The organism is Alkanindiges illinoisensis DSM 15370, assembly GCF_000619845.1.
In the GTDB taxonomy this organism is placed as follows: Bacteria; Pseudomonadota; Gammaproteobacteria; order Pseudomonadales; family Moraxellaceae; genus Alkanindiges; species Alkanindiges illinoisensis.
The window spans coordinates 56,592-78,277 of record NZ_JHUX01000008.1; the positions used below are offsets into that span (position 1 = coordinate 56,592).

General features: G+C 43.6%; 21 protein-coding genes. 18 read left to right on the plus strand and 3 right to left on the minus strand.

Annotated features, from left to right (window positions below):
- The first annotated feature begins 39 nt into the window (after positions 1-39).
- Positions 40-1,140, plus strand: a complete 1,101-nt coding sequence (hisC, locus tag Q337_RS0112210) for a histidinol-phosphate transaminase (RefSeq protein WP_026471827.1) — start codon at positions 40-42, stop codon at positions 1,138-1,140.
- Positions 1,141-1,255: 115 nt separating this feature from the next.
- On the opposite strand, the gene pabB is transcribed toward hisC, so the two are convergent.
- A complete protein-coding gene (gene pabB / locus Q337_RS0112215; RefSeq protein ID WP_051526853.1) occupies positions 1,256-2,671 on the minus strand; it encodes an aminodeoxychorismate synthase component I in 1,416 nt (471 codons plus the stop codon).
- Between the two features lie 273 nt (positions 2,672-2,944).
- Between pabB and filA (Q337_RS0112220) the strand changes: the two genes are divergently transcribed.
- The 9 genes from filA (Q337_RS0112220) to filF all read left to right on the plus strand — a co-directional run bounded on the left by filA (Q337_RS0112220) (position 2,945) and on the right by filF (position 14,181).
- On the plus strand, positions 2,945-3,853 hold the full coding sequence (filA, locus tag Q337_RS0112220) for a putative pilus system protein FilA (protein ID WP_026471829.1): 909 nt from the start codon (positions 2,945-2,947) through the stop codon (positions 3,851-3,853).
- 92 nt (positions 3,854-3,945) lie between these two features.
- A complete protein-coding gene (gene filA / locus Q337_RS0112225; RefSeq protein ID WP_026471830.1) occupies positions 3,946-4,797 on the plus strand; it encodes a putative pilus system protein FilA in 852 nt (283 codons plus the stop codon).
- Positions 4,798-4,926: 129 nt separating this feature from the next.
- Positions 4,927-5,757, plus strand: coding sequence for a DUF6160 family protein (locus Q337_RS0112230; protein ID WP_026471831.1), 831 nt, complete (start codon positions 4,927-4,929; stop codon positions 5,755-5,757).
- 94 nt (positions 5,758-5,851) lie between these two features.
- On the plus strand, positions 5,852-6,841 hold the full coding sequence (locus tag Q337_RS0112235; RefSeq protein ID WP_026471832.1) for a DUF6160 family protein: 990 nt from the start codon (positions 5,852-5,854) through the stop codon (positions 6,839-6,841).
- Between the two features lie 177 nt (positions 6,842-7,018).
- Entirely contained in the window at positions 7,019-7,855 is an 837-nt protein-coding gene (gene filB, locus Q337_RS0112240; protein WP_026471833.1) for a putative pilus system C39 family peptidase FilB, read from the plus strand.
- A gap of 71 nt (positions 7,856-7,926) precedes the next feature.
- Entirely contained in the window at positions 7,927-9,207 is a 1,281-nt protein-coding gene (locus Q337_RS0112245; protein WP_156935792.1) for a transporter, read from the plus strand.
- Positions 9,208-9,218: 11 nt separating this feature from the next.
- Positions 9,219-10,886: a putative pilus system OmpP1/FadL family transporter FilD gene (gene filD / locus Q337_RS0112250; RefSeq protein WP_026471835.1), complete on the plus strand. Its 1,668-nt coding sequence runs from the start codon at positions 9,219-9,221 to the stop codon at positions 10,884-10,886.
- A 12-nt stretch (positions 10,887-10,898) separates the two neighbouring features.
- Positions 10,899-12,098 carry a putative pilus assembly protein FilE gene (gene filE, locus Q337_RS18415; RefSeq protein ID WP_156935793.1) on the plus strand — a complete coding sequence of 400 codons (1,200 nt, stop codon included), beginning with the start codon at positions 10,899-10,901 and terminating at the stop codon, positions 12,096-12,098.
- A 28-nt stretch (positions 12,099-12,126) separates the two neighbouring features.
- Positions 12,127-14,181, plus strand: a complete 2,055-nt coding sequence (gene filF / locus Q337_RS0112260) for a putative pilus system protein FilF (RefSeq protein ID WP_156935794.1) — start codon at positions 12,127-12,129, stop codon at positions 14,179-14,181.
- A 132-nt stretch (positions 14,182-14,313) separates the two neighbouring features.
- Here the strand turns inward: filF and Q337_RS0112265 are convergent, their stop codons facing one another.
- Positions 14,314-14,844 (minus strand): NUDIX hydrolase, encoded by a 531-nt coding sequence (locus tag Q337_RS0112265; protein WP_026471837.1) that lies wholly within the window; start codon positions 14,842-14,844, stop codon positions 14,314-14,316.
- 110 nt (positions 14,845-14,954) lie between these two features.
- Here Q337_RS0112265 and Q337_RS0112270 point away from each other — a divergent pair, with 110 nt between their 5' ends.
- The 3 genes from Q337_RS0112270 to Q337_RS0112280 all read left to right on the plus strand — a co-directional run bounded on the left by Q337_RS0112270 (position 14,955) and on the right by Q337_RS0112280 (position 16,784).
- Positions 14,955-15,566: an NUDIX hydrolase gene (locus Q337_RS0112270; RefSeq protein WP_034280321.1), complete on the plus strand. Its 612-nt coding sequence runs from the start codon at positions 14,955-14,957 to the stop codon at positions 15,564-15,566.
- 61 nt (positions 15,567-15,627) lie between these two features.
- Positions 15,628-16,161: a gamma carbonic anhydrase family protein gene (locus tag Q337_RS0112275; protein WP_026471839.1), complete on the plus strand. Its 534-nt coding sequence runs from the start codon at positions 15,628-15,630 to the stop codon at positions 16,159-16,161.
- A 140-nt stretch (positions 16,162-16,301) separates the two neighbouring features.
- Entirely contained in the window at positions 16,302-16,784 is a 483-nt protein-coding gene (locus tag Q337_RS0112280; RefSeq protein WP_026471840.1) for a hypothetical protein, read from the plus strand.
- An 88-nt stretch (positions 16,785-16,872) separates the two neighbouring features.
- Here the strand turns inward: Q337_RS0112280 and Q337_RS0112285 are convergent, their stop codons facing one another.
- A complete protein-coding gene (locus Q337_RS0112285; protein WP_026471841.1) occupies positions 16,873-17,295 on the minus strand; it encodes a hypothetical protein in 423 nt (140 codons plus the stop codon).
- Positions 17,296-17,559: 264 nt separating this feature from the next.
- Here Q337_RS0112285 and tsaB point away from each other — a divergent pair, with 264 nt between their 5' ends.
- The 5 genes from tsaB (at position 17,560) to bioD (ending at position 21,621) form a co-directional block, all read left to right on the plus strand.
- Positions 17,560-18,255, plus strand: a complete 696-nt coding sequence (gene tsaB, locus Q337_RS0112290; protein ID WP_026471842.1) for a tRNA (adenosine(37)-N6)-threonylcarbamoyltransferase complex dimerization subunit type 1 TsaB — start codon at positions 17,560-17,562, stop codon at positions 18,253-18,255.
- 54 nt (positions 18,256-18,309) lie between these two features.
- Positions 18,310-19,131: an undecaprenyl-diphosphate phosphatase gene (locus tag Q337_RS0112295; RefSeq protein ID WP_026471843.1), complete on the plus strand. Its 822-nt coding sequence runs from the start codon at positions 18,310-18,312 to the stop codon at positions 19,129-19,131.
- Positions 19,125-19,931, plus strand: coding sequence for a class I SAM-dependent methyltransferase (locus Q337_RS0112300; protein WP_407636780.1), 807 nt, complete (start codon positions 19,125-19,127; stop codon positions 19,929-19,931). The genes Q337_RS0112295 and Q337_RS0112300 overlap by 7 nt, the downstream gene beginning before the upstream one ends.
- Positions 19,932-20,069: 138 nt before the next feature.
- Complete coding sequence (locus tag Q337_RS18420; protein ID WP_051526856.1) at positions 20,070-20,828, plus strand: methyltransferase domain-containing protein; 759 nt, start codon at positions 20,070-20,072, stop codon at positions 20,826-20,828.
- Between the two features lie 67 nt (positions 20,829-20,895).
- Positions 20,896-21,621, plus strand: a complete 726-nt coding sequence (bioD, locus tag Q337_RS0112310) for a dethiobiotin synthase (protein WP_026471845.1) — start codon at positions 20,896-20,898, stop codon at positions 21,619-21,621.
- Positions 21,622-21,686: the final 65 nt, after the last annotated feature.

Consider the following 21,686-nt stretch of genomic DNA (forward strand, 5'->3'; position numbering starts at 1 on the left):
TTTAAAGCAATGACTTAAAAATATTTAGAGACAAGAAGCATGACCACCCAGCACATCAGTTCCCATCTGCAACGCCTGTGGAGTCCAGAAGTTCGTACGCTGGAACCTTATGTGCCCGGTGAACAACCCAAAATTGATAATCTGCTCAAGCTCAACACCAATGAAAGCCCTTTTCCACCTTCACCGAAAGTGGCAGAAGCCATTATCAAAGTGTTAAATGAGCAAACTGAACCGGGTAATAGCCTGCGCCTCTATCCTGATCCCGATGCCAGTGCGCTTAAGCAAGCCATTGCAGCCCAGCAGAAACTGCCGGTTGAGCAGGTGTTTGTTGGTAATGGTTCTGATGAAGTCTTGGCACATATTTTTAAGGCATTCTTTATTCAGGATAAGCCCATTTTATACCCGGATATCAGCTATAGTTTTTACCCGGTATATTCACAGTTCTTCAATTTAAACGTCGTTGAAGTGCCACTGGCTGATGACTTTTCCATTGATGTCACTGGTTATCAACAGCCAAATGGCGGCATTATTTTTGCCAATCCCAATGCACCCACTGGAGTATTTTTGCCGCTGGCTAAAATTGAAGTAATCTTGCAGCAAAATCCAGACAGTGTGGTGGTGGTAGATGAAGCCTATGTGGATTTTGGCGGACAGTCAGCCACGAGTTTAATTAACAAATATGATAATTTGGTAGTATGTCAGACCACCTCAAAATCCCGTGCATTGGCAGGATTGCGCATAGGCATGGCTTTTGCCCAGCCGCATTTAATTGCAGCACTGGAGCGGGTAAAAAACAGTTTTAACTCCTATCCGATGGATCGACTGGCCATTGCAGGCGGGGTGGCTTCTTTTGAAGATCAAGCCTATTTTGAGCAAACTTGTCAGCAAACCATTGATAACCGTGAACAATTGGTCGCACAGTTAGTTGCATTGGGTTTTGAGGTACTTCCTTCTAAAGCCAACTTTATTTTCACTCAGCATCATCAGTATGCTGCTATGGAAATTGCCGCCAAATTGCGTGAGGTTGGCATTATCGTACGGCATTTTAACAAGCCAAAAATCCATAATTTTTTACGCATTACCATTGGCACCATTGAACAACAGCAACGCCTAATTGATCGCTTAAATCAAATCATTTAACCATACAGATAAGTCTGATCCTTATCTTCTATCAAACAGGCTAAGGATTAGGGCTGCTAAATTTATAGCTTAAATCTGTAAAAAAAGGCTTTATACGGAGAAGCGGTTTTAACATTTAGCCAGATTTTTTCTGTGTTCCCAAATTATTAACACAGTTCAAGATTGCACCAATTTTATCAAGGCATTCCTGATATTCTTCTTCGCAATTTGAAGCAATGGTAATACCGCCACCTGCCCAGGCTGTTAACGTATTTCCATGTTTTTGCAGACTACGGATTAAAATATTAAAAGTGCCTGTTCCATCATAGTTCAAAAATCCCATACTGCCGCAATAAGCCCCACGACTTTCTGCTTCTAGCTCATCAATAATCTGCATTGCCCGTATCTTGGGTGCGCCAGTAATTGAACCACCGGGCAGGGCACTAAACAAAACATCCAGTGGCGATGCTTCAGGCTTAAGTCTAGCCCGAATTTCACTAACCAGATGATGCACTTGCGCAAAACTTTCTATCTTAAACAATGCAGGCACATGCACACTGCCAGTCTGGGCATAAACACTTAGGTCGTTACGCAATAAGTCGACAATCATTAGATTTTCACTGCGGTCTTTTTCAGAATCTAGTAATTGTTGCTTAAGCGCTTCATCAATTTCAGGATTTGCATGACGAGGACGAGTTCCCTTGATCGGCTTGGTGATCACTTCACCCTCAGCATTAAATTCAATAAACAATTCTGGTGAGCAACTGAGCAGCTCAAAATCACCATATTTTATAAAGCCGCCATAACTGGCCTTGGTTAGGTGCATTAACGCATCAATGGTAGAAACTAAACTGCCTTCCATCATTGCTTTAAAAGGCTGGGTTAAATTGACCTGATAACAGTCCCCTTGCTTCAGATAATTCTGGATTTTGTTAAAAGCATATTGGTATTGCTGAAACTGCCAGACTGGTTGAAACGGTAAGCTAAGCTGAAAGGCAGGATCAATCGCATTCCGGGTGGCAGTTTCCGACAAAAGTTCCTGAATATGCTGATATATAGCCTGCAATTCTGATAAGTCGGGTCCATAAAGTTGCCAAACCTTTTTTCCAGTTACTGAAACTTCCTGTTTCAGAAAAATATCATATTCCCCTATTATTGCAGCAGGCGATGCTAAATTTTCCAGTGTTATGGCCTGGGATGCAGCTAAGTCATACCCGATAAATCCCATTAATCCACCATAAAAATTCCCATTTGAAGATTCTTTGGCATAGGAATTCCTTAACTGAGATCCATTCCAGTATTGATTAAGCATAGAAAAATAATCAGCATGCTGCAAATTAACCGATTGTTGCAAGCCATGACGTTCTAGTATCAGTGTGCTAGAAGCTGAGAAGGCAACAGCTTGCCACTTTGGAAATAACCCTACAACTTTGGTCGTAGGATAGCTAATCAAAATAAAACCAGCGCAATTTTGTAAATATATGGATAAAGTTTGAATTGATTCACAATCAGTACAAAATTCCTGTCTAACAATCACAGTATGGGTATCCATGGCAGTGCTTCAAATATATATTTTTTATAATTAAGTGATTGATTATAAAAAATAATATAAATAATAAAACTGGGTTGAATGATTAGAGCTAATATTCTACCGTTTATCGGATGTTAAACAAAAGTAGTAAAAAGCGCTTGCACACAAAGCGTACGCATTGTAATTTTGCTGTGCAGGATTAGCTACAAGAATACCATGTAAGGATGCATTGGATACACAACACCGTACAAGGTAGTAGCGGCACAACAAAACTTATACTCGTAGGAGAGTGCAATGAAGCTTTTTACTAAACTCGCTTTAGTTTCCGCAGTGGCAATTAGCGGTCAAGCAATGGCAATGCAATCAATGGATGACTCAGCTCTAAGCTCTACAACTGGTCAAGAAGGCATCACTTTAACCATTAAAACTGATGAAGTTAAAATTGGTAAATTGATTGTTCATGACAACGACGGTCTGTCTACTGCTGCTACTATTAGCCCAACTACTGCTGCAACTGCTGGCGGTACAGCGACTGGTGGTGGTATCACTGTAAATGGCGTAAGCGTTAAAGTGGATACTACTAGTCCATTTGCTTTGGCATCAGCTGGTGCTCGTGCTGCACTGGGCTTAACCAATGACGTATTGGCAATTGTAAAAGTTGACGCTGACGCTGGTGCTGGCGGTACTGCTCCAGTTCTGAACGTAAACATGCTGAACAATGCTATGGCTATCCATGTTGACAGCATTGGTGTTGGTGCTTCTAACAGCGTAGCTTCAATGGCTGGTAAAGCACGTCGTGGTGTAACTAGTGAAGTTTCCCTGATTGAAAACGTTGATCTGACTATTGGTGCCAGTGCACTGAACATTCAACTGGGTAATCAGCCACAAGGCGCTATGATTGCTGCTAACGGTGTAATTGGTGGCGGTATCCGTATTGCTAACCTGACTGTTAACGACAATGTTGGTGGTGGTCAAGTTGGTATTCAGAACATGGCAATTACCAGTGCTGACAGCACTAACCTGACTGTTAATACACTGATTGGTGTAAACAACCAAGGTCTGTCTATCAAATCAACTGGTGCTAACGACATCTACATGGGTTCCATCAAACTGGGTGATCTTTCTACTGCTGCTTCTTTAGGTTCTATCGAAATTCAGGGTATGGAAATGGTTAACTCTGAAATTCTGGTATCTGGCCACTAATAGGCTGTGGGCCGACAATAGTAATATTGTCGGCTTTCTTGACTTGATTTTTGGTAATCAGTCTTATCTTCAAGGGAACAGGGAACAATACGATGAAAACTTTAACAAAATTAGCTTTGGTTTCTGCTATGGCAATCAGCAGCAGTGCTTTTGCTCTGGAATCGCTTGATGATTCAACGCTGAGCCAAACCACAGGTCAGGATGGTATTACAATCAAGTTGGATGCACAGGCTGATGGTACAATCTTTGGTGCCGATAATATTGTTGTTCATGATAACGATGGTGTAGGTACAGCAAGCTACGGTATTGCTACCCCTTCTGCCGGTGCGATTGTACTGGGTAAAAAGTCTGATGGTACAGGTACTGGTTTTAGCATTAAAGGTGCAACAGGTGATGCGGTAGTCATTAAAGTTGATGCCGATGCGAATGGTACTTCACCTGTATTAAACGTAAATATTGGGTTGCCAACAGCTTTAACTGTAAATACTGGTGATATCTATGTAGCCAAATCTAATGGCGTTGGAGCTACTGGTGCACAGTTTGCTAATGAAGCTAAAATTTTAAATAACATCACTGTAAGTCTTGGTGGTGCACAGATGAATGTTCAGTTAGGTAATGCGCCACAAGGTGCGATGATTGCCTTAGGTGGTAGTGTAGCAGGTGGTGTAAATATCGCTAACCTGGAGCTGCAAGATAACTCAACTGGTGCTGGTGGCGTAATTCACCTTGGCAACATCAATATCCGTGATAAAGGTGCTGCTAACTTAAGTTTAGGAACTAATATCAAAGCTACTACTGATGGTTTATCAATTGTTCGTACAGCTGGTGATGTTGACGTTCGACTAACTGCAGTTCAGTTGGGTACAGCAAATGCTGCCCATCAAGTTGGTGATATCGCAATTTTGGGTATGAAAGTGCCTAACATGACTATTAGTGGCCATTAATTAATTTAGCTGCTTAAATATGTAAAGCAAAGCGGCACAAGATGCCGCTTTGTCATCAGGAGTGTATAATAATTATAAATCTGCAGCAGCAGATGGCACTGGATGCATGAAACTTAAAGGAAGAGTAGTATGTTTAAACTTCGAAAACTGATCATCGCATCCATGCTGTTTAGTGGATTAACTTCTGCTTTTCCAGTTTTTGCAATGCAAGCTCTTAATGATGAAACTCTGAGTGATACCACGGGGCAGGATGGTATTACTTTAACTCTGGATAACTCAGGAACTTCTGGTAAAGTTATCTGGACGGATAATGACGGCTGGTCAGGCTTGTCTCAAACTGCAGGTGCTGTAATCTTTGGTGATGGTACACCTTCAACAAATTTTCGTATTAGTGGTGGAAAGACCGTAATTACCATGGATGCTGATGGTAATGGATCTAATGCTTTTCTTAATATCAATATTGATATGCCAGATAATTTAAAAATAAATACGGGCAATATCTATGTAGCTGGTAAAGACAGTACAGGCGTTATTAATCAGAAAAAAATTCTTGGTGATACAGAAATTGAATTAAGTGGTTTAAATCTTAATGCTCAGCTTGGGAATGCCCCTCAAGGTAATTTGCTTAATTTCTCTGGTGTTATTAATAACGGCATTCGCTTAAATAATTTTACTCTTATTGATGGATCAACCTCTTCAACTGGCAATGATTATGGAATTGCAATTGATCAAATTATTCTTCGTGATCATGGAGCTAACGACTTAACATTGGATAATATTGGCATAAGTGTTACGTCAAATGGCTTGCTTATAGATACAAGTCGTACTAATAACAAAGTTGATTTCTTGCTAAGTAATGTCAAGGTAGGTGGGTTATCAAGTAGTGCTCCTACGATTGGTGGAATCAGTGTGCTTGGTGTGAATCTCAACAGTTTATCTATGACAATCAGTGGACATTAAACTTCGCTTAAAATTTGTGCACCATAATCAACTCTGTTAAAATATGCTTCGTCTACGCTGTGAAGCGTCCAGTGAGAGATCAGGAAGGTCGACTATGCAAAAATATAATCTTGCTTTAGCAGTTGGTCTATTGTGTTCCACGGCTAATGCTTGGGCGCTTCAGGCAATGGATGATAATGCCTTGGCTGAGCAAACTGGACAGGATGGTATTACTGTTGCACTTCAGTATGCTGACTCTACGATTAGCTTTAGTGAAGCAATAATTACAGACACCAATGGTATGACTAATGCCAGCAATAAGGCTTCGCTCGTTATTGCACCAGCTACTTATAGTTCTACGCAAGGTATTCGGTTATTCAGAAATAACAGTTCTACTACTTTGGCCACTGCTCCCATAAAAATTCAAATGGATGCTGATGCTAATACTGCCAGTCCAGTATTTAATGCTGCAATATCCTTACCTTCTGATCTTGAACGTATACGAATTAATCCTTTATCTGTTTATTTGGCGACAGGTGATACCAGCATTTTTACAGGGCGTAAGGTGGATGGCTCAACAACCAATACTTTTCGTACAGGGGTAACTGAGTTACTTAGAGTGAACGGAGAAGGAATAGATACGGTATTTAAATCTGGTGACCCATTAACTATTAATGTCCAGTTGGGGAATACTCCGCAGGGACACATGTTTATGTTTACCGGTGGCAGTATTTTATGTGTTGGCAATAATGCTTCCTGCATGAGTACTACAGGTGCAGACGGTGCTAATCCAATTGAACTTATTTCTTCTAATAGTTCGAGTAACTCAAGCTTAAAACTCAATTTTAAACTTTCAGCAAGTAACCAGACTACAGGTTTTCGTCTTAATGGATTCTATGGCGATATTAATGCTGACGGTTTGACCTTTGGAAAATCTGGTGCTACGGATAAAGTTGATTTAGTGCTTAGCAATATTACAGCAGGCTGTAGCTCAGGTTGCCAGGATGTAAATACATTCAGTAACTTAAAAAATGGTTCTATGGGTAATTTTGGTGTAATAGGCGCTAGCGTTACGAATCTGAAAGTAAATGTTAGGGGGCTATAGTTTTAGATTTATTTAGTTCGCTAAAGTGCAAATTAAATAAAAAAATTTAGTGTATTTGTGACAAAAACACGGTATCTTGTAAATTACATGGATGACGACTTATTAACCTAAAGTCGTATTCTTAACAGGACATGGTAACCCAGTGAACGGGTTATCCAAAATTAGAAAAAGTGCGCTATGTTTATTATCACACTAGGGTCAGCTCTGATTTATCATTTTGCGACCGAAGCTCTGCAGGTAGCAGACAAGCCAGCGGGTTCTGTCTATTACTCAGAGGTTGCAGATTCCCGTTACTATTCTTATGGTAAATATCACCAGAATCCGGTACAGGTTAAACCTGCTGTCGAGCAGCAGTTTCGCGGCATTGTAAAGCAAGCCTATGATTATAGTTGTGGTTCTGCTGCGCTAACGACACTACTAAATGGTTATATTGGTGAAAAGCTGACTGAGCAACAGACCATGAATGGTTTAATGCGCTATGGTGAATATGACCGTATTGTAGAGCGCCGTAGCTTTTCTCTGTTGGATATGAAGCGCTTTGTAACAGCACTTGGCTACAACAGTGGTGGTTTTAAAGGACAATTTTCTGATTTAACCAAACTGGATAAGCCAGCCATTGTGCCTATTGCTTATGCAGGATTTAAACACTTTGTTGTTTTTAAAACTTATCGTGATGGTCGAGTATTTATTGCCGATCCCGCACTAGGTAACTTAAGTTTTAGTGCTGAGCATTTTCAGGAAATCTGGGATAACAATACCTTATTTATTATTGACCCTCCTGTTGGGCGTGAACTTCCTGGTTTACTGGGGCTACAGGAAAGTGACATGCGCATTGTAGAAGACAGTGTGATTGATCGGTTTGCGTTTGTAGATGTGCGTTATCCAACACTAATGATGGAAAAGAATGCTGATCGCGCTGCAACCATGCGCCGTGTACTGGATGATGACCCAAAATCTGATAATTATCAGAAGCCGATTGACACCTATATGCGTCTTTATTACAAACGCAAGTAGCACTGGCTGATAACTAATAGATTTGGGTATTTGTGTAATTTAAGATAACTGTTTCAAGGTAGATTATAGTCATGCAGAAACAATGGATGAATCGGTCAATATTGTCTTTAAGTATTGGTCTGGCAATGATTGGTGTAAATGTATATGCGGCAGAGGATAATGCCACCGATGCCAATAGCCAGATCACTGCTGCACCGTCAGCTATAGAGGGGACAACCGATCCTGTCGCTGCCGAAAGCCGTGCTCAGGTAGAAGCACCATTAACCAATGACAATAATCCAAATACTGACAGTGCAGTTGTCAACACAATTAATGAACGTAGTGATAGTACTGCTGCGAGTACTGGTTCAACGCCAGCGCCTGATACAACCACAACAAATGCTGCGTCAGAAACGCCTTCTATGGTGCCTGAGAATAAAGCGGCTGGTGTCCTACAACAAAAAGCTGATGACGCCTCAACCAAAAGTAACCTTGAAGAAGTTTTTACCCGTTCTGAGCAGCAATACTCGCTTTCTAAACGTGGATCATATTCCGCTACTTATGATATTGACTATACTTACTATCGTGATAGTCGCCTAGATCTGGCATTAAGCGACAGCAGCTCTACGCTGACCCGTTTACGGATTGAAGAGGACGCACAACATACTATTACTAATACCTTTACTTTCCAGTATGGTTTGCTAGATAACTTAACCTTAACAGCTTCATTACCTTTGGTTGCCAAGAGTGATAACTTAAAGGATGAAACTACTGCCGGCTTGGGCGATCTTAGTTTTGGTGCACGCTGGGAACCATTTCCGTTAAAAGCAGGTCGTTTACCTTTAATCCTGTTTGGTAGCTTGTCGACCAAAACAGGAGATAGTCCTTACGAAATTGATGCAACTCGTGGGTTATCAACCGGTAAGGGATATTACTCAATCGGCGGTGGTGCCAGTACCCGTAAATTTATTGATCCAGTCGTCCTATTTGCTTCAGGCTCAGTAAGCTATGGTTTAAAGGAATCAGGATTAGATCAGCGTAGAGGAGAGCGTACGCTAGATGAATTTGATCCAGGTATTAGCGGCGGGATTGCATTTGGTTTTGCCTATTCGTTTAACTACGATGTGTCCTTAACCATGTCCTATCAGCAAAGTTTTTCTACCAATAGTGAATTCCGTTTTACCAGTGGCGAAGTTTCAACGCCTGCTGACCAAACCAGTGCGTCTTTAGGCTTTTCCTTGGGTGTACGTGTTTCACCAAAAACGATTGTCAATGGTTCAGTGGGTTTTGGTCTGACAGAAGATGCGCCAGACGTTTCTCTGGGATTATCGTTCCCATTGGATTTCCTGGGTTTTGGTCGTGAAACCCGCTGAGGCATGCCGGTATGAAGTTGAATTTGCGTTTACAGCCTTTAGCCTATGCCATCATACTTTCCAGTATGCCGGTAATAAGCCATGCCCAGCTAGGACAGAACTTATCCATTGATATCCGTGCATTGTCTATGGGAAATGCGGTGACAGCAGACCCACCAGGGATTAGTGCAATTCACTTTAACCCGGCAGGCCTGACTAAAATTGAAGGTCTGCAAACTGATGTTCAGGGTTTACTGGTTGACTTTAATATCCGGCGTGAATTTGAAGCACCAGCGGGTTACAACGTTTTTGGCTACTCTGACGATCCAATCATCTGTAATGATGTAGCAACTGTTGGCCAAAAAATTTGTAGTGACTTCAAGGATTATGCTGTTAGTAAGGTTGACCATCCCAGTCTTTATGTCCCTGTATTAAAAAAGATGGTGAACTGGCCTCAAGGCTTACCACTGGCTGCCCCGCTGGCAGGTGCTGCCTATAAGCCACCGGGCTCAAAAATAACTTACGCTTCCGCATTGTATGCACCATTGGTGGCTGGTTTTGGCTCGGCTGATGGCGATCCTGGCAATTTCATGGGTCAACAGGTTGCCATTGAGCGTATTACTTATTTATCGCCTTCTGCTGCCTATAAAGTCAGTGATAATTTATCATTAGGTGCCTCTATTGGCATGTCATATCAGGCGATTGGCCTAAAAACTGACCTTCGTTTTCCTAATGAACTAATCGGCGTATTACGCCTAATTGATGAAGATGTCTGTGGTCCATTTCAAGAAAATGGCAACATTGTTAGTGATTTATTGCTATTTGGCTTGTGTAATGCAGAAGAAGGTGTTGGGCCATTCAAAAGCTTTGGTTCAATGGAAGTTGCTCTGGAGCAAACACTATCACCTTCCTACAATCTAGGCTTACTGTGGGAACCAAGTGACGATTTTGGCTTTGGTATGGTTTATCAAAGCAATAGCAAAATGAAGCTTAAGGGTGACTATGCAATTGAAAATGGTCGCGGTGGACAGGAGTTAATTCGTGCTCTGAGTTCATCGGTAACCGGTGCAATTCTACAGGCAATCTTGGGCTTTCCATCGTATGTTCCACCGAGTGAGACAGGTAAAGTCTCTATGGATCTGGAATATCCTGCGCATTTTCAGGCAGGGGTAAAATATAAAGTACTGCCTGATTTACAGTTTAATTTTGATATTGGCTGGACAGATTATGCAGCGTGGGACTACTTTAGATTCAAGTTTGACCGCCAGGTTTCTGCCTTACAGATTGCAAAATTGCTATCTAACGACGTAACGGCATCTAGCTTAAACTTGCCTCTCAAATTCCGCAGTCCATGGAGCTGGGGTGTTGGCATGGAGTATAGTGCTACAGATCGTCTCAAACTGCGTTTGGGATATGAACCTCGTAAAAGTGCAATTCCTGATGACCGCCGTAATACCCTTGTGCCAATCAATAATGCACAAATGTTTGGTGCAGGCATGGGCTATCGGTTTGATCCAGATACTGATATTGATTTAACGGTAATGCACCTGCGTAGCCGCGATAATATTCCTGCTAATACCAGTGGACTTGCTAACCAGACCGGAGTTAATAACCTGTTATTAAATCCCTATGCTGGATTAAATGTAAAAACAAATACGAAAGTCACCATTCTTGGTATAGCCTATCGTACTAAATGGTAATTGGTATTTGAAATGGCACGAGTAACCTGGAAACCTGTCGCCGCTGGTACACTGGCTTTATGCTGCCTTAGTGTGGTTAATGCCGCGACAGAGCGTTCCGGTTTTTATACAATTGTAGGTCCGGATGGGCAAATGATTGTAATAGACCGTAATGCTTCTAATAAAAATGACAAGAATTCGGAAGTTACAACGAATGCAAAAATTAAAAAAAAGTCGCCTTTAACCTCAAGATGGTCTTTATTTAGCAGGCATAAGCCAGCAAAGGTAACAGAATCAGTAGCACCAATTACCTCAAATCCTCGCGCAGTTGTAGGACTGGTACCACAAAACAATGCCTTGCCTGCTCAGCCATCAACGGTTCAGGCGCAAGTTCAGCCTATTGATACCAAGAAGCAGACTAGTCAGGCTACACCTCAGACTCAGGTTTCTTCTGGATTACCAAAAGAAACTAATCATCAGAAGGTTGTTAATGAGCCTAATTCACAAACTGTTCCTGAAGTCTTAGTAACCAAGCCTAAAACTACTTCTCAGGTGTCTGATGCTGAGCCTGTCACTGTGATTGATGGGGAGCAATACATTGATAGTGAGTACCTAGAACAACGCGAATTTAATCTGGAAGGCAAAAAAAGATTTTATAATTTGCCTGATGGTATAGGCGGCCATGAGGTATTGGAGCGCGAAAAAGGGGTCGATATGACCGTATTTCGCAAGCAAAAAATTGAGAAGCCTCAAGTAGTTGACTTTTCTAAAAATTATCAGCGTATTCCCCAGGTACAAATTGTTGCGCTAACTGGTGCCACTTGTTTTAATGAAAAACAGCTTAAAGGTGCCAAGCTATTTAAACAGGATGAATATCTGGATTTCTGGCCCAGACCAGGATTTGAGCCAAAATTTGATTTTGTAGTTGCAAAACTTGCACAACCTATCAATGATATTCAGGTAACCTCTTATGCTAATAATATGAGTAATCCGAAGTTTTATTGGCCGCTACCTATTTTTCTGGATGAAAAAGGTTGTGTCATGGAAGGGGTAAATGCTTTTTATCAGGCAACTATAGCGCCTACTGTCACAACACATCAGGCAATTCAGGGATATTTGCATATACCGCAAAATACCCGCTATATTTTGTTTACTCCTCTGGAAGCTGCAGCGGATTTATCAGAAACACAACTAACGAACAAAGGACAGGTTCGTTTGACGCCAATTCGTTAGCCTTATTTATTTAATTGGATATACTGTAATGCGAAATCTTTATCAGGCTTCAAAACTTCCTTTTGCATTAACTAGCCTTTGCTTGATGCTAAGTGCCTGTGGTGGGGGCAGTAATACCATCAATGAAGATCCTACAGCAGGCGGGGGAAGCAATACTGTTGTTGAGTGTGCAAGCTCTGACACAACGTGCGTTGACCTTGTTTTTGATGATACGCCTGTGGTTAATTTGAACTATGAATGCGGCAAATATCATAGTGTGACCAGTAATACTGGTGTAGCTCGCTGTCCTATAGATTCCAATGTTACATTTTATTTAAAAGCAGCTGAAGGGACGCGCAAAATTGTTTTTGGAACACTAGCTGTTAAGCCAGTGCGTAATACAATTTCATCTGAGGTGCAGGATACTTCTTTAATTCGCATTACCACTAAGGATTTGGCTGAAAGTGTTACTAATTCGACCATTAGCAGTTTAGATGAGAGTGCAGCTGCAAAAACAGCAACTAATATGAGTCAGTTGTTGCAATCAATCGCTCGTAGTAACCGTGGAGACTCTACTAAGGCTTATACAAGTAGTAATGAGTTTTATATTGATACAGCACCTGTGAACCGGGTTTATATTGATACAGCTGTCAAAGCTGATATTGAGAAAATGACTGAAGATGTGGCAGCTAAAGATTTTCAGGACACGACATTTATTAGCAAAACCAAGCCTTGGCTAGAAGCGCAGAAAATAACACTGATTTCTACTGCTGAAGCAAAACATCGCTTGGAAAAAGTCATTTTGGCCAAGAATTCAGGCGTCTTCTTTGCAACACCAACACTGGATGCCGGCCTTTTTCAAACCACTGGAGTGGATTTAAAGCTTGGCGTATCAGGTAATGATGGCAGCAATACAAGCGCTACAGTTGCCATGTTTGCTTTAACGGATCGTACAGGTGACAATACAGGTTATGGCTTACAGTGGATTGCACCGACTTCTACAGACTTAACCCGGTATGCTATTTATTTACAAAACAAATATTCAAAAATGCGTTTAGCTGATGATTCCAATGTATTCAATCCCTACACCAATCGCTTTAACAATTTCAGCTTTAATATAGGTCCTAAAGCCTATACTGCTGATAACTCGGACGCAAATAAATATAATGGCAACACATTTCGGTTCGTAAATGGTAAGTTAATCCGTGATCTTGCAGTACTAGGCTCAGCAGATGTTTACAAGCTTTATAATGGCAGTGCAATTAAAGATAGTAGTGAGCTTGGTACATGGGAGCAAAAGAATACCATTGGCGGAACTAATTTTAGTGGTACAGCGACAGTATTCAAGCGTGGTGCAGTAAATACTTATCTGGATCCAGCGGTATGGCGTGTTAAAGAACTGGTTTCACTAGGTCAGACCTATCAAATTCCATTGTATGCAACGCTTACTATTAATTATCGGGATGAATATACCAAAGCTTGTGCCACCTGTGCAAAATCGGTCACGCTGCCCATTGCAATATTAGCCAATGGTGACATTGTTACTGATGGTAATAATGAAACCAACTATACTAATTCTGAAGCAGTATGTGGACAGCCTAAAAAAGACGCAAATGGAGACCCAATCAAAGATAATGATGGCAATCCGGTTTATTTCAAACAAAAAGTCATTGGAACAATTCGAGCGGCTTATCCAAGTACAGATGGTTCCCAATTTTATCTAAGCCCCAGTATTATTTTGGCAGGTGAACAGTTTGGTGACCTAGATGGTACGTTGATTGGTATTGGTGAGCGCGTTAAGATCAATCTGGCAGGTCTCCGTAATGTGGCTGCAGGTCAGCGTGGTTCAATTAATGCGACCAGTGCCGAATTGGGTGACAGTGATACCAATGCTGCAATCTGGGCGAATACCTATAACAGTTATACCCGTCTGCGTGTTGAGTATGCAGCATCCAATGATACAGCGACAACGAAAGATGATAAGCTAGATCCAGTTACTGCTGCTGAAAAACTTGCAGCAAACCAAGACTATGGTACGCTACAAATCAATAGTTCAGCACAGGTAAATAATTCGCCAAGCTGTACAGTTCAACAAAGACAATAAAATTATTAAAAAAGGGGCAAAAGCCCCTTTTTTTATAGCTTGCTTTTATAAGTAGAAATCTTTTTAAAAGCATTAAGCATTAAGCATTAAGCATTAAGCATTAAGCATTAAGCATTAAGCATTAAGCATTAGTCAGCTGCTAATTGTTTCCAGATGGAGGGTAAACTGGCCGTGCTGCCGGTCATGGAAATAGTGCTTAAGCGTGCGCTCGATACTGGGAAAAGCCAGTTCATTCCAGGGAATTTCATCTTCACCAAACAGGCCGCATTCCAGGCTTTCTGTCCCGGCGCCATACTGTCCATCCTGTAAACTGCCTTTAAATAGAACATAAATCTGCCCAATACGGGGGATATTGTACATGCAGTATAGCTGCTCAATATTCACAACACCTTCTGCTTCTTCCCAGGTTTCACGTGCTGCGCCTTCTTCCATGGTCTCGTGCAGCTCCATAAACCCTGCTGGTAAGGTCCATAAACCATAGCGGGGTTCAATGGCACGTCTGCACAACAGCACTTTGTCCTGATGAATGACCAATGCCCCACAAATGACCTTGGGATTTTCATAATGAATATGACCACAACTGGAACATACCAGACGCTCGCGTTGGTCACCTTCTGGAATAACAATCTGGCCTTGCTGGCCGCATTTTAGGCAAAAAGACATGAATGGCAGCAGTAAAATCTTGATGAGTTGTTGAGCATAACTGAAAACTTTGTTTGTGGCATCTGGTTATCGCCAGTTTAACGCGGTAAGCTACGATGATGCAGCAAAATATGATAACTCCGCGATTTAAAGCTGACTCACTGATTGATCAGTTAAGGCAGGGCATTGGCTTTGCCCCTTCACCACGCCGTGCCGATGCTGCTGTGCTGCTGGCAATTACCCGTGAAGAGCAACCCAGAGTGTTACTCACCCTTCGTGCATCCCACATGCGGCATCATGCAGGTGAGGTGTCTTTTCCAGGCGGACGCAGGGAAGCAGGAGACACCAGTAATATTGTGGTGGCGCTGCGTGAGGCTTTTGAAGAAACAGGTTTAAATCCATTTCAGGTAGAGCTTTTGGGGGAATTACCCAGTCAGCGGGCCAAAAGTGGCATGTGGGTTAAACCTATTGTTGGCCTGATTCCACCGGATGTGATCCTTATTCCACAGCCAGATGAAATCGAGCGGATTTTCTATGTGGAACTCATGCATATTATTAAGGCACAGCCGCTGCCATATCCAGTACAGTTCAACCGGCAGCAATATTATATGCCCAGTTTCCAGTTGGATAATGAAATTATCTGGGGTTTGACTGCACGTATTCTGGTGTCTTTGTTCAGGCGTGGGTTAAGGCACTCTATCGAATGGCCGTTTTTAATGAACCAGCCGCAAGACATTATTTAAAACTTTAAATCTTGTGGCTTAAGTCTGGTAATTTAAACCTTATAAAACAGGAAGGATGTTTATGCTGTATTGTCTGGATGACCATTGCCCCACTAGTCTAATAAGCCCTTGGGATGGCTGGGTGGCTGACAATGCAACAGTCATTGGTCAGGTGCAACTGGGTCAGCAGGTCAGTATCTGGTTTGGTGCAGTTATTCGTGCCGATAACAGCCCGATTATTCTGGGCAATTACAGTAATGTACAGGAAAACGCAGTGCTGCATACGGATGCGGGTATTGCACTGACAATTGGTGAATATGTAACGATTGGACATCAGGCCATGCTGCATGGCTGTACTATTGGTGACAATACACTCATTGGCATTAACGCTGTGGTATTGAACAATGCAGTGATTGGCAAGAACTGTATTATTGGTGCCAATGCCCTTATTCCTGAAGGTAAAGTTATTCCAGACAATTCCATTGTGATGGGATCACCGGGAAAGGTAGTGAAAGAAGCCAGTGAAATGGTGGCACAAATGAACCGCATGAGTGCGCTGCATTATGCCAGCCATTACCAGAAATTTAAAAATGGTTTGCGGCCCCATCAGTTATAAGTGTTAAAGCACATTGCGCGTCTAGGCAATTGTGCAGCCAGACGATTACTGGGTAAAGATACGGATTTTGACGTCATTATTTTGATATTATAGTATTTATTAAATGATCTCTTTGCCGTGTTTGACGTAATGAGGTGTGTATGGGTAGTCAGGTAAAAGCGGTAGCAAAACGCAAGCTGATTGCTGCGCTGGTTAGCGATATGGCACAAACCATCCGGGATCACCATTCCCTACAGCAAGTGATGGATTTGCTGGAAAAACAGGTAGAGCTGGCTCAAAAGCAGCCATTTACCAATTTGAGCCGTACGCAAGCCAAGGAGTTGCTGGAGCAATTGCAATCCAAGGTGATGCCACAATTATGCACCAGCCTATGCGCGCAAAGCCCGTGGTTTGGCAGTACAGAAAAACGTCTGACTGGGCTGGGTGCTGCATCGTTATATTTGCCTGTGAATGCCAGTAGTCTGGCCCAGAAGCATCAGCCTTTTACCGTACAGCAGCAATGGCAACGGGTAGGCCAGCAAACGGAGTTGCTCAGGGAACAACTCCAGCGCAAAATAGATCGTTTAACGGGAGTGCGGGCTAAGACTGATGAATGGGAAACTGTTTTCCCGGAAGACGAGTAAATCTGACCCCACACTAAGTATTTTTATCAGTACTTATTGCGTTATGAGGCCTTTCGAGGTAAATCTTAATTGTTTGACATTATTTCCTTTAAGTAAAAATCAGCAGGACACACCAGATTAGTGCTGCCACCAGCAAGGTTTTGGCAATCAGGCGGATCAGTTCACTGGTCGCAGTGCTGGAACCATGATCATCAAGCGCAAAAATTTGTGCATACAGCTCACCCGCTCGTGGCCCAAAGCAAAAACCAACCAGCGCGCCTAGTCCAGTAAAAACATAGGCCAAAAACCAGATAAACTGACCATCTCCGTCCGGCTGAGTAAAAGTGCGGATCAGAGAAGTAATAAAGTCAAACAGGCCACCCAGCAATAATCCCATCACACCTGAAAAAAATGCAAACTGTAACCGGTTAACCCAGCCTTTGGTGGGTACTTTTTCCGGCTTTCTGGAAAGTCGTGCACGCTGACGTTCACGAAGCGCCTGAAACGCCCGGGTACGTGATAAAGAACGCATGATTTCACCCCAAACTATGTTCTTAATGGTATCTCACTAATTTATAGTAATTTGTTTTCTTATCTGGTGAATTGCTGTAACTATCCTGTTTGGTTTTTTTGCCAGGATTTAAAGGTATTCAAACAAAAACAACTTAAGTAATAAATGGTCAACAGTTTTTGTTAATATAGCCCGCTTTAACGATTGGCTTGCAGGCGTTGAGCAGGCGTTAAAATCAAATGACATATCAAGAAACAATACACGGGCTAGGCTTGGGGGTACAGGATGCTTTTGGCACTGGAAACAGCAAATGAGTGGTGTTCTGTGGCGTTGTTTGATGGGCAAACTGTGGTGGCTCATCGTGAGGACAACCGTAGCCGTGAGCAAACCCGCCTGATTTTACCCATGATTGATGCAGTATTGGCCGAGCAGGGAATCCATGTGAATGCACTGGATGCCATTGCGTTTAGTCGTGGGCCGGGATCATTTAGTGGTGTGCGAATTAATGCGGCCGTGACGCAGGCTTTGGCATGGGCGCATGATCTACCGGTTGTGCCGGTATCGACCTTGCAGGCACTGGCGCAGGCTGCATATCGACAGTATCAGTTAACGCAGGTATTGGCAGTGCTGGATGCCCGGATGAATGAGGTATATGCCGCGGCTTACCAGCTGGATCAGCAGCAACTGATGCAGCCGCTAACTGATGAATCTGGCATTGAACAACTGGTTGCCTATGATCAGGTTAGATTGCCTGATCAAACACAGTGTTATGCACTGGCCGGAAATGGTGGTCCTCTATTGACCCATGCCAGTGAACTGGCTACCTATTCAGACGTACATGCCAATAGTACAGATATTGCCCGGCTGGGCTACGCAGCATTTAAGGCCGGTAAAGCGGTGAGTGCAGATCAGGCGTTGCCGGTTTACTTGCGTGACAATGCCTGGAAAAAAATTGCCGAGCAGGGTTCACCAAAAAATTAAGCTTTTTTAATCATGTCAATGTAGTGTGTTGCTTTTATCACATCGGGAGTGCGTATGGATATTTGGTTGCTGATTCAGGCGGCAATTATGGGACTGGTGGAAGGGATTACCGAATTTTTGCCTATTTCCAGTACCGGCCATTTAATTCTAACCGCACAGCTACTGGATTTCTGGACGCTGGAAAAGCGTGAACTGTTTGCCGTGGCCGTACAAATTGGGGCCATTGCCGCAGTAATTTATGAGTACTGGGGTAAGCTCTGGGGCGCCTTAATTGGCACATTAACGGGGAAGCGGGAAGACCAGCGCTTTAGCATGAACCTGATTGTGGCATCCATTCCCATTGTGATTATTGGCTTGAGTCTGGGTGACCAGATCAAGGCCTATTTGTTTAATGCCATAACGGTTGCCATTGCGTTAATTGTGGGCGGTATCATTATTTTATGGGCAGAAAAACGGCCACATCAGATTGAAGCACAGGAAGTTGAAGACATCAGCTTTAAGCATGCCATCCTGATTGGCTTGATTCAGTGTCTGGCGCTAATTCCTGGCACCTCACGTTCAGGCTCTACCATTATTGGCGGCTTACTGGTGGGCGTGTCACGTAAGGCCGCCGCCGAGTTTTCGTTTTTTCTGGGTATTCCGGTCCTGATGGGCGCAGGCTTGCTGGACATGTACAAGTCACGGCATGAACTGCACAGCAATGACATGCTGGTACTGGGCGTTGGGATGCTGGTGGCCTTTGTGTCGGCCCTTATTGTGATTCGTGCGCTGATCCGTTATGTGTCCAAGCATGATTTTAGTGTGTTTGCCTATTACCGCATTATCTTTGGTGTGGTGATTTTAGTGACGGCGTGGACAGGCTGGATTCAGTGGTAATGCATCTGACATTATGGGCCACGCATGAGCAACAGCAGCATGCACTGGCTTGTCAGCCGCAATTTTTACAACGTGATATACAGACGACGCTGCAAATCGTCGACAAAATAAATCCCAAGTTTTTAAGGCAGCATCCTGAGCTGGCACTAATACTGGATAACAATGGATTGCATCTGGCTGCTGCAGGCATGCAAATGCAACCAGACTGGATTGGCCAGCTGGCCCGCTTGAAGCGTGCCTCACGTAAAAATGAACTGATTGCGCGGGCCTGCCAAACCGAGCAGCAGCCATTACTGATTGATGCCACCGCAGGCTTGGGTCATGATGGTTTATTACTGGCCTGGCTGGGTGCCCGCGTGACTCTGATTGAACGCCATCCGGTGCTGTTTGCACTCCTACAGGACGCCCATCTGGCTGCGAGTCATCATGCTGAACTGGCGGAAACCATGCAGCGCATTCAACTGGTGCATGGTGAAGCCAGTGATTATTTAACGCAATGCCAGCAATCCAGTACCCGTATAGATGTGGTTTATCTGGATCCCATGTTTCCTAAAGGGGGGCATAAAGACCAGAAAAAGCAGGCACTGGTGAAAAAAGAAATGCAGATATTGCATCAGTTATTGCCTGAGAACGGTACAATGGATTTGGGCGAATATCTGCTGCCATTAGCGCAACAAATAGCAGGCCGGGTGATTGTCAAGCGGCCACGGCATGCCCCAACCCTAACAGCAGCTATTCCCCAGCACCAATGGCTGGGAGATGCCTGCCGCTTTGATGGTTATTTCCAGGCCAGGCTATAGTAAGCAGGACAGCGTGGTGTAATCTTGGAACTATCGCTGTTTTGCACCTCAAGCTGCACATAAAAATCAGGGTAATTGTGCCATTAACCCTTTTGCTATCGGTACATTCAGTCTTAGGCATTTAAAACGGAAGCTTCAATGGATACGCCCATCTGGCAAAAATTCAATGCAGCCGCAGGGCAGTATGATCAGGTCAGTTTACTCCAGCAGCAATCTGCCCGGCATTTGCTGGATTGGATGGATCCTGTATTACCCAACAGCGTATGGCTGGATGCCGGTTGCGGTACAGGCGTGCTGGCCAAAACACTGGCTGCACAGGGTGCACGGGTCTGGGCGATTGACCTTGCGCCAAATATGCTAAAGGCACTGGAAAATGATGACCGCATACAAACCATTCTGGCGGATATCAGCCAGCTGCCGTTAGCTGATGACATGCTGGATGGTGCGGTGAGTAATTTTGCCTTGCACTGGCTGGGTTCAGACATTGTGCCGGAAATCCTGCGTGTCATTCAGCCGGGGGGCGAGGCATGGCTTGCCGTTCCGGTGGCGGGTTCACTGTCTGAAGTGGCCATACGCTATCCGGGTTTTCCCTTATTCCAGTTTGAGTCAGCACAGGCGTGGCTGGAACAAGCTGGCCCTGTTTTAGCCAGGCATGAAATCCGACGCTTTAGCCAGGATTTTTCCAGTTTAAAAGCACTGATTGCAGCAATCCGGCAAATGGGTGGCGACCAGACCGGGCAGAATCAACCAAGTCAGAAAAAATCCAGTCAGGACTTGTCGCGCTGGAAGCAGTGGCTACATGATCAGTCACCCATTGCCTTGTCATTTGAGGTATTGTTTTTGCATCTTAAAAAGCCGGCTTCTGCACATCCATTGGCTTTTCTCAATACTTATTAATACCTTCTCATTTGTTGCTTAGGGCTTAACAGGTTTTGATTGCTTTTAACTGATTAGGGTTCGTTTTATGAGTACAGCCACCGCCCGTCATGCTTATTTTGTAACCGGAACTGACACGGATGTGGGCAAGACTTTTGTCAGCAGCCTGTTGTTGGCGCGCGCCAGTAGTCAGGGTTATGACTGCTTTGCCATCAAGCCAATTTCCGCAGGGTGTAGCACTGATGCATCAGGGAATCTACACAGTGATGATGCGCAGTGCTTGCAACAATATGCCAGTATTAAATTGGTTGAAGAGCTGCTGGCGCCGATCAAGTTACCCGCAGCAACTTCACCGCATATTGCAGCCGCACAGGTGGGCGAGCGCTTGCAGGCTGGACGCGTGGTTGGGCACATCCGTGCTGGATTATCGACCCGTGCCAGCCGGATTCTGGTGGAAGGTGCAGGGGGCTGGCGTGTGCCCATTAATATGCAGGAATATATTTCTGATGTGGCCAAACAATTGCGCCTGCCGGTTATCCTGGTGGTGGGTATCCGGCTGGGCTGCCTGAATCATGCGCTAATGACGGCTGAGCTGATTATGCGTGATGGTTTGCCGCTGGCTGGCTGGGTGGCCAATTGCCTGCATGCCGAGGAGCCTTTTATGGCAGAGCAAATTGAAACCCTACAGAAAAAACTCAGTGCACCTTGCCTTGGAGTAGTGCCTTATGCAGCGAATGGTCAGCTTACAGCCCTGATTGATTCGATCCGGTGGCCCAGTGAACTGGTGAGTCCATTAGCTGACGACAAAAACTGAATTCTGACATTGCTCTTTGGCTTATTTTTGTAATCTATGTTGTTCATAGACAAGAAAAATACAGT

Bases quoted from the DNA above. Each gene is read 5' to 3' on its own strand.
- Q337_RS0112270 (WP_034280321.1), top strand. From the start codon at position 14,955: ATGATAACTCCGCGATTTAAAGCTGACTCACTGATTGATCAGTTAAGG.
- Q337_RS0112285 (WP_026471841.1), bottom strand. From the start codon at position 17,295: ATGCGTTCTTTATCACGTACCCGGGCGTTTCAGGCGCTTCGTGAACGT.
- filD (WP_026471835.1), top strand. From the start codon at position 9,219: ATGAAGTTGAATTTGCGTTTACAGCCTTTAGCCTATGCCATCATACTT.
- filF (WP_156935794.1), top strand. From the start codon at position 12,127: ATGCGAAATCTTTATCAGGCTTCAAAACTTCCTTTTGCATTAACTAGC.
- pabB (WP_051526853.1), bottom strand. From the start codon at position 2,671: ATGGATACCCATACTGTGATTGTTAGACAGGAATTTTGTACTGATTGT.
- Q337_RS0112280 (WP_026471840.1), top strand. From the start codon at position 16,302: ATGGGTAGTCAGGTAAAAGCGGTAGCAAAACGCAAGCTGATTGCTGCG.
- Q337_RS0112235 (WP_026471832.1), top strand. From the start codon at position 5,852: ATGCAAAAATATAATCTTGCTTTAGCAGTTGGTCTATTGTGTTCCACG.
- bioD (WP_026471845.1), top strand. From the start codon at position 20,896: ATGAGTACAGCCACCGCCCGTCATGCTTATTTTGTAACCGGAACTGAC.
- filA (WP_026471830.1), top strand. From the start codon at position 3,946: ATGAAAACTTTAACAAAATTAGCTTTGGTTTCTGCTATGGCAATCAGC.
- hisC (WP_026471827.1), top strand. From the start codon at position 40: ATGACCACCCAGCACATCAGTTCCCATCTGCAACGCCTGTGGAGTCCA.
- filA (WP_026471829.1), top strand. From the start codon at position 2,945: ATGAAGCTTTTTACTAAACTCGCTTTAGTTTCCGCAGTGGCAATTAGC.
- filB (WP_026471833.1), top strand. From the start codon at position 7,019: ATGTTTATTATCACACTAGGGTCAGCTCTGATTTATCATTTTGCGACC.
- Q337_RS0112230 (WP_026471831.1), top strand. From the start codon at position 4,927: ATGTTTAAACTTCGAAAACTGATCATCGCATCCATGCTGTTTAGTGGA.
- filE (WP_156935793.1), top strand. From the start codon at position 10,899: ATGGCACGAGTAACCTGGAAACCTGTCGCCGCTGGTACACTGGCTTTA.
- Q337_RS0112265 (WP_026471837.1), bottom strand. From the start codon at position 14,844: ATGTCTTTTTGCCTAAAATGCGGCCAGCAAGGCCAGATTGTTATTCCA.
- tsaB (WP_026471842.1), top strand. From the start codon at position 17,560: ATGCTTTTGGCACTGGAAACAGCAAATGAGTGGTGTTCTGTGGCGTTG.
- Q337_RS0112245 (WP_156935792.1), top strand. From the start codon at position 7,927: ATGCAGAAACAATGGATGAATCGGTCAATATTGTCTTTAAGTATTGGT.
- Q337_RS0112295 (WP_026471843.1), top strand. From the start codon at position 18,310: ATGGATATTTGGTTGCTGATTCAGGCGGCAATTATGGGACTGGTGGAA.
- Q337_RS18420 (WP_051526856.1), top strand. From the start codon at position 20,070: ATGGATACGCCCATCTGGCAAAAATTCAATGCAGCCGCAGGGCAGTAT.
- Q337_RS0112275 (WP_026471839.1), top strand. From the start codon at position 15,628: ATGCTGTATTGTCTGGATGACCATTGCCCCACTAGTCTAATAAGCCCT.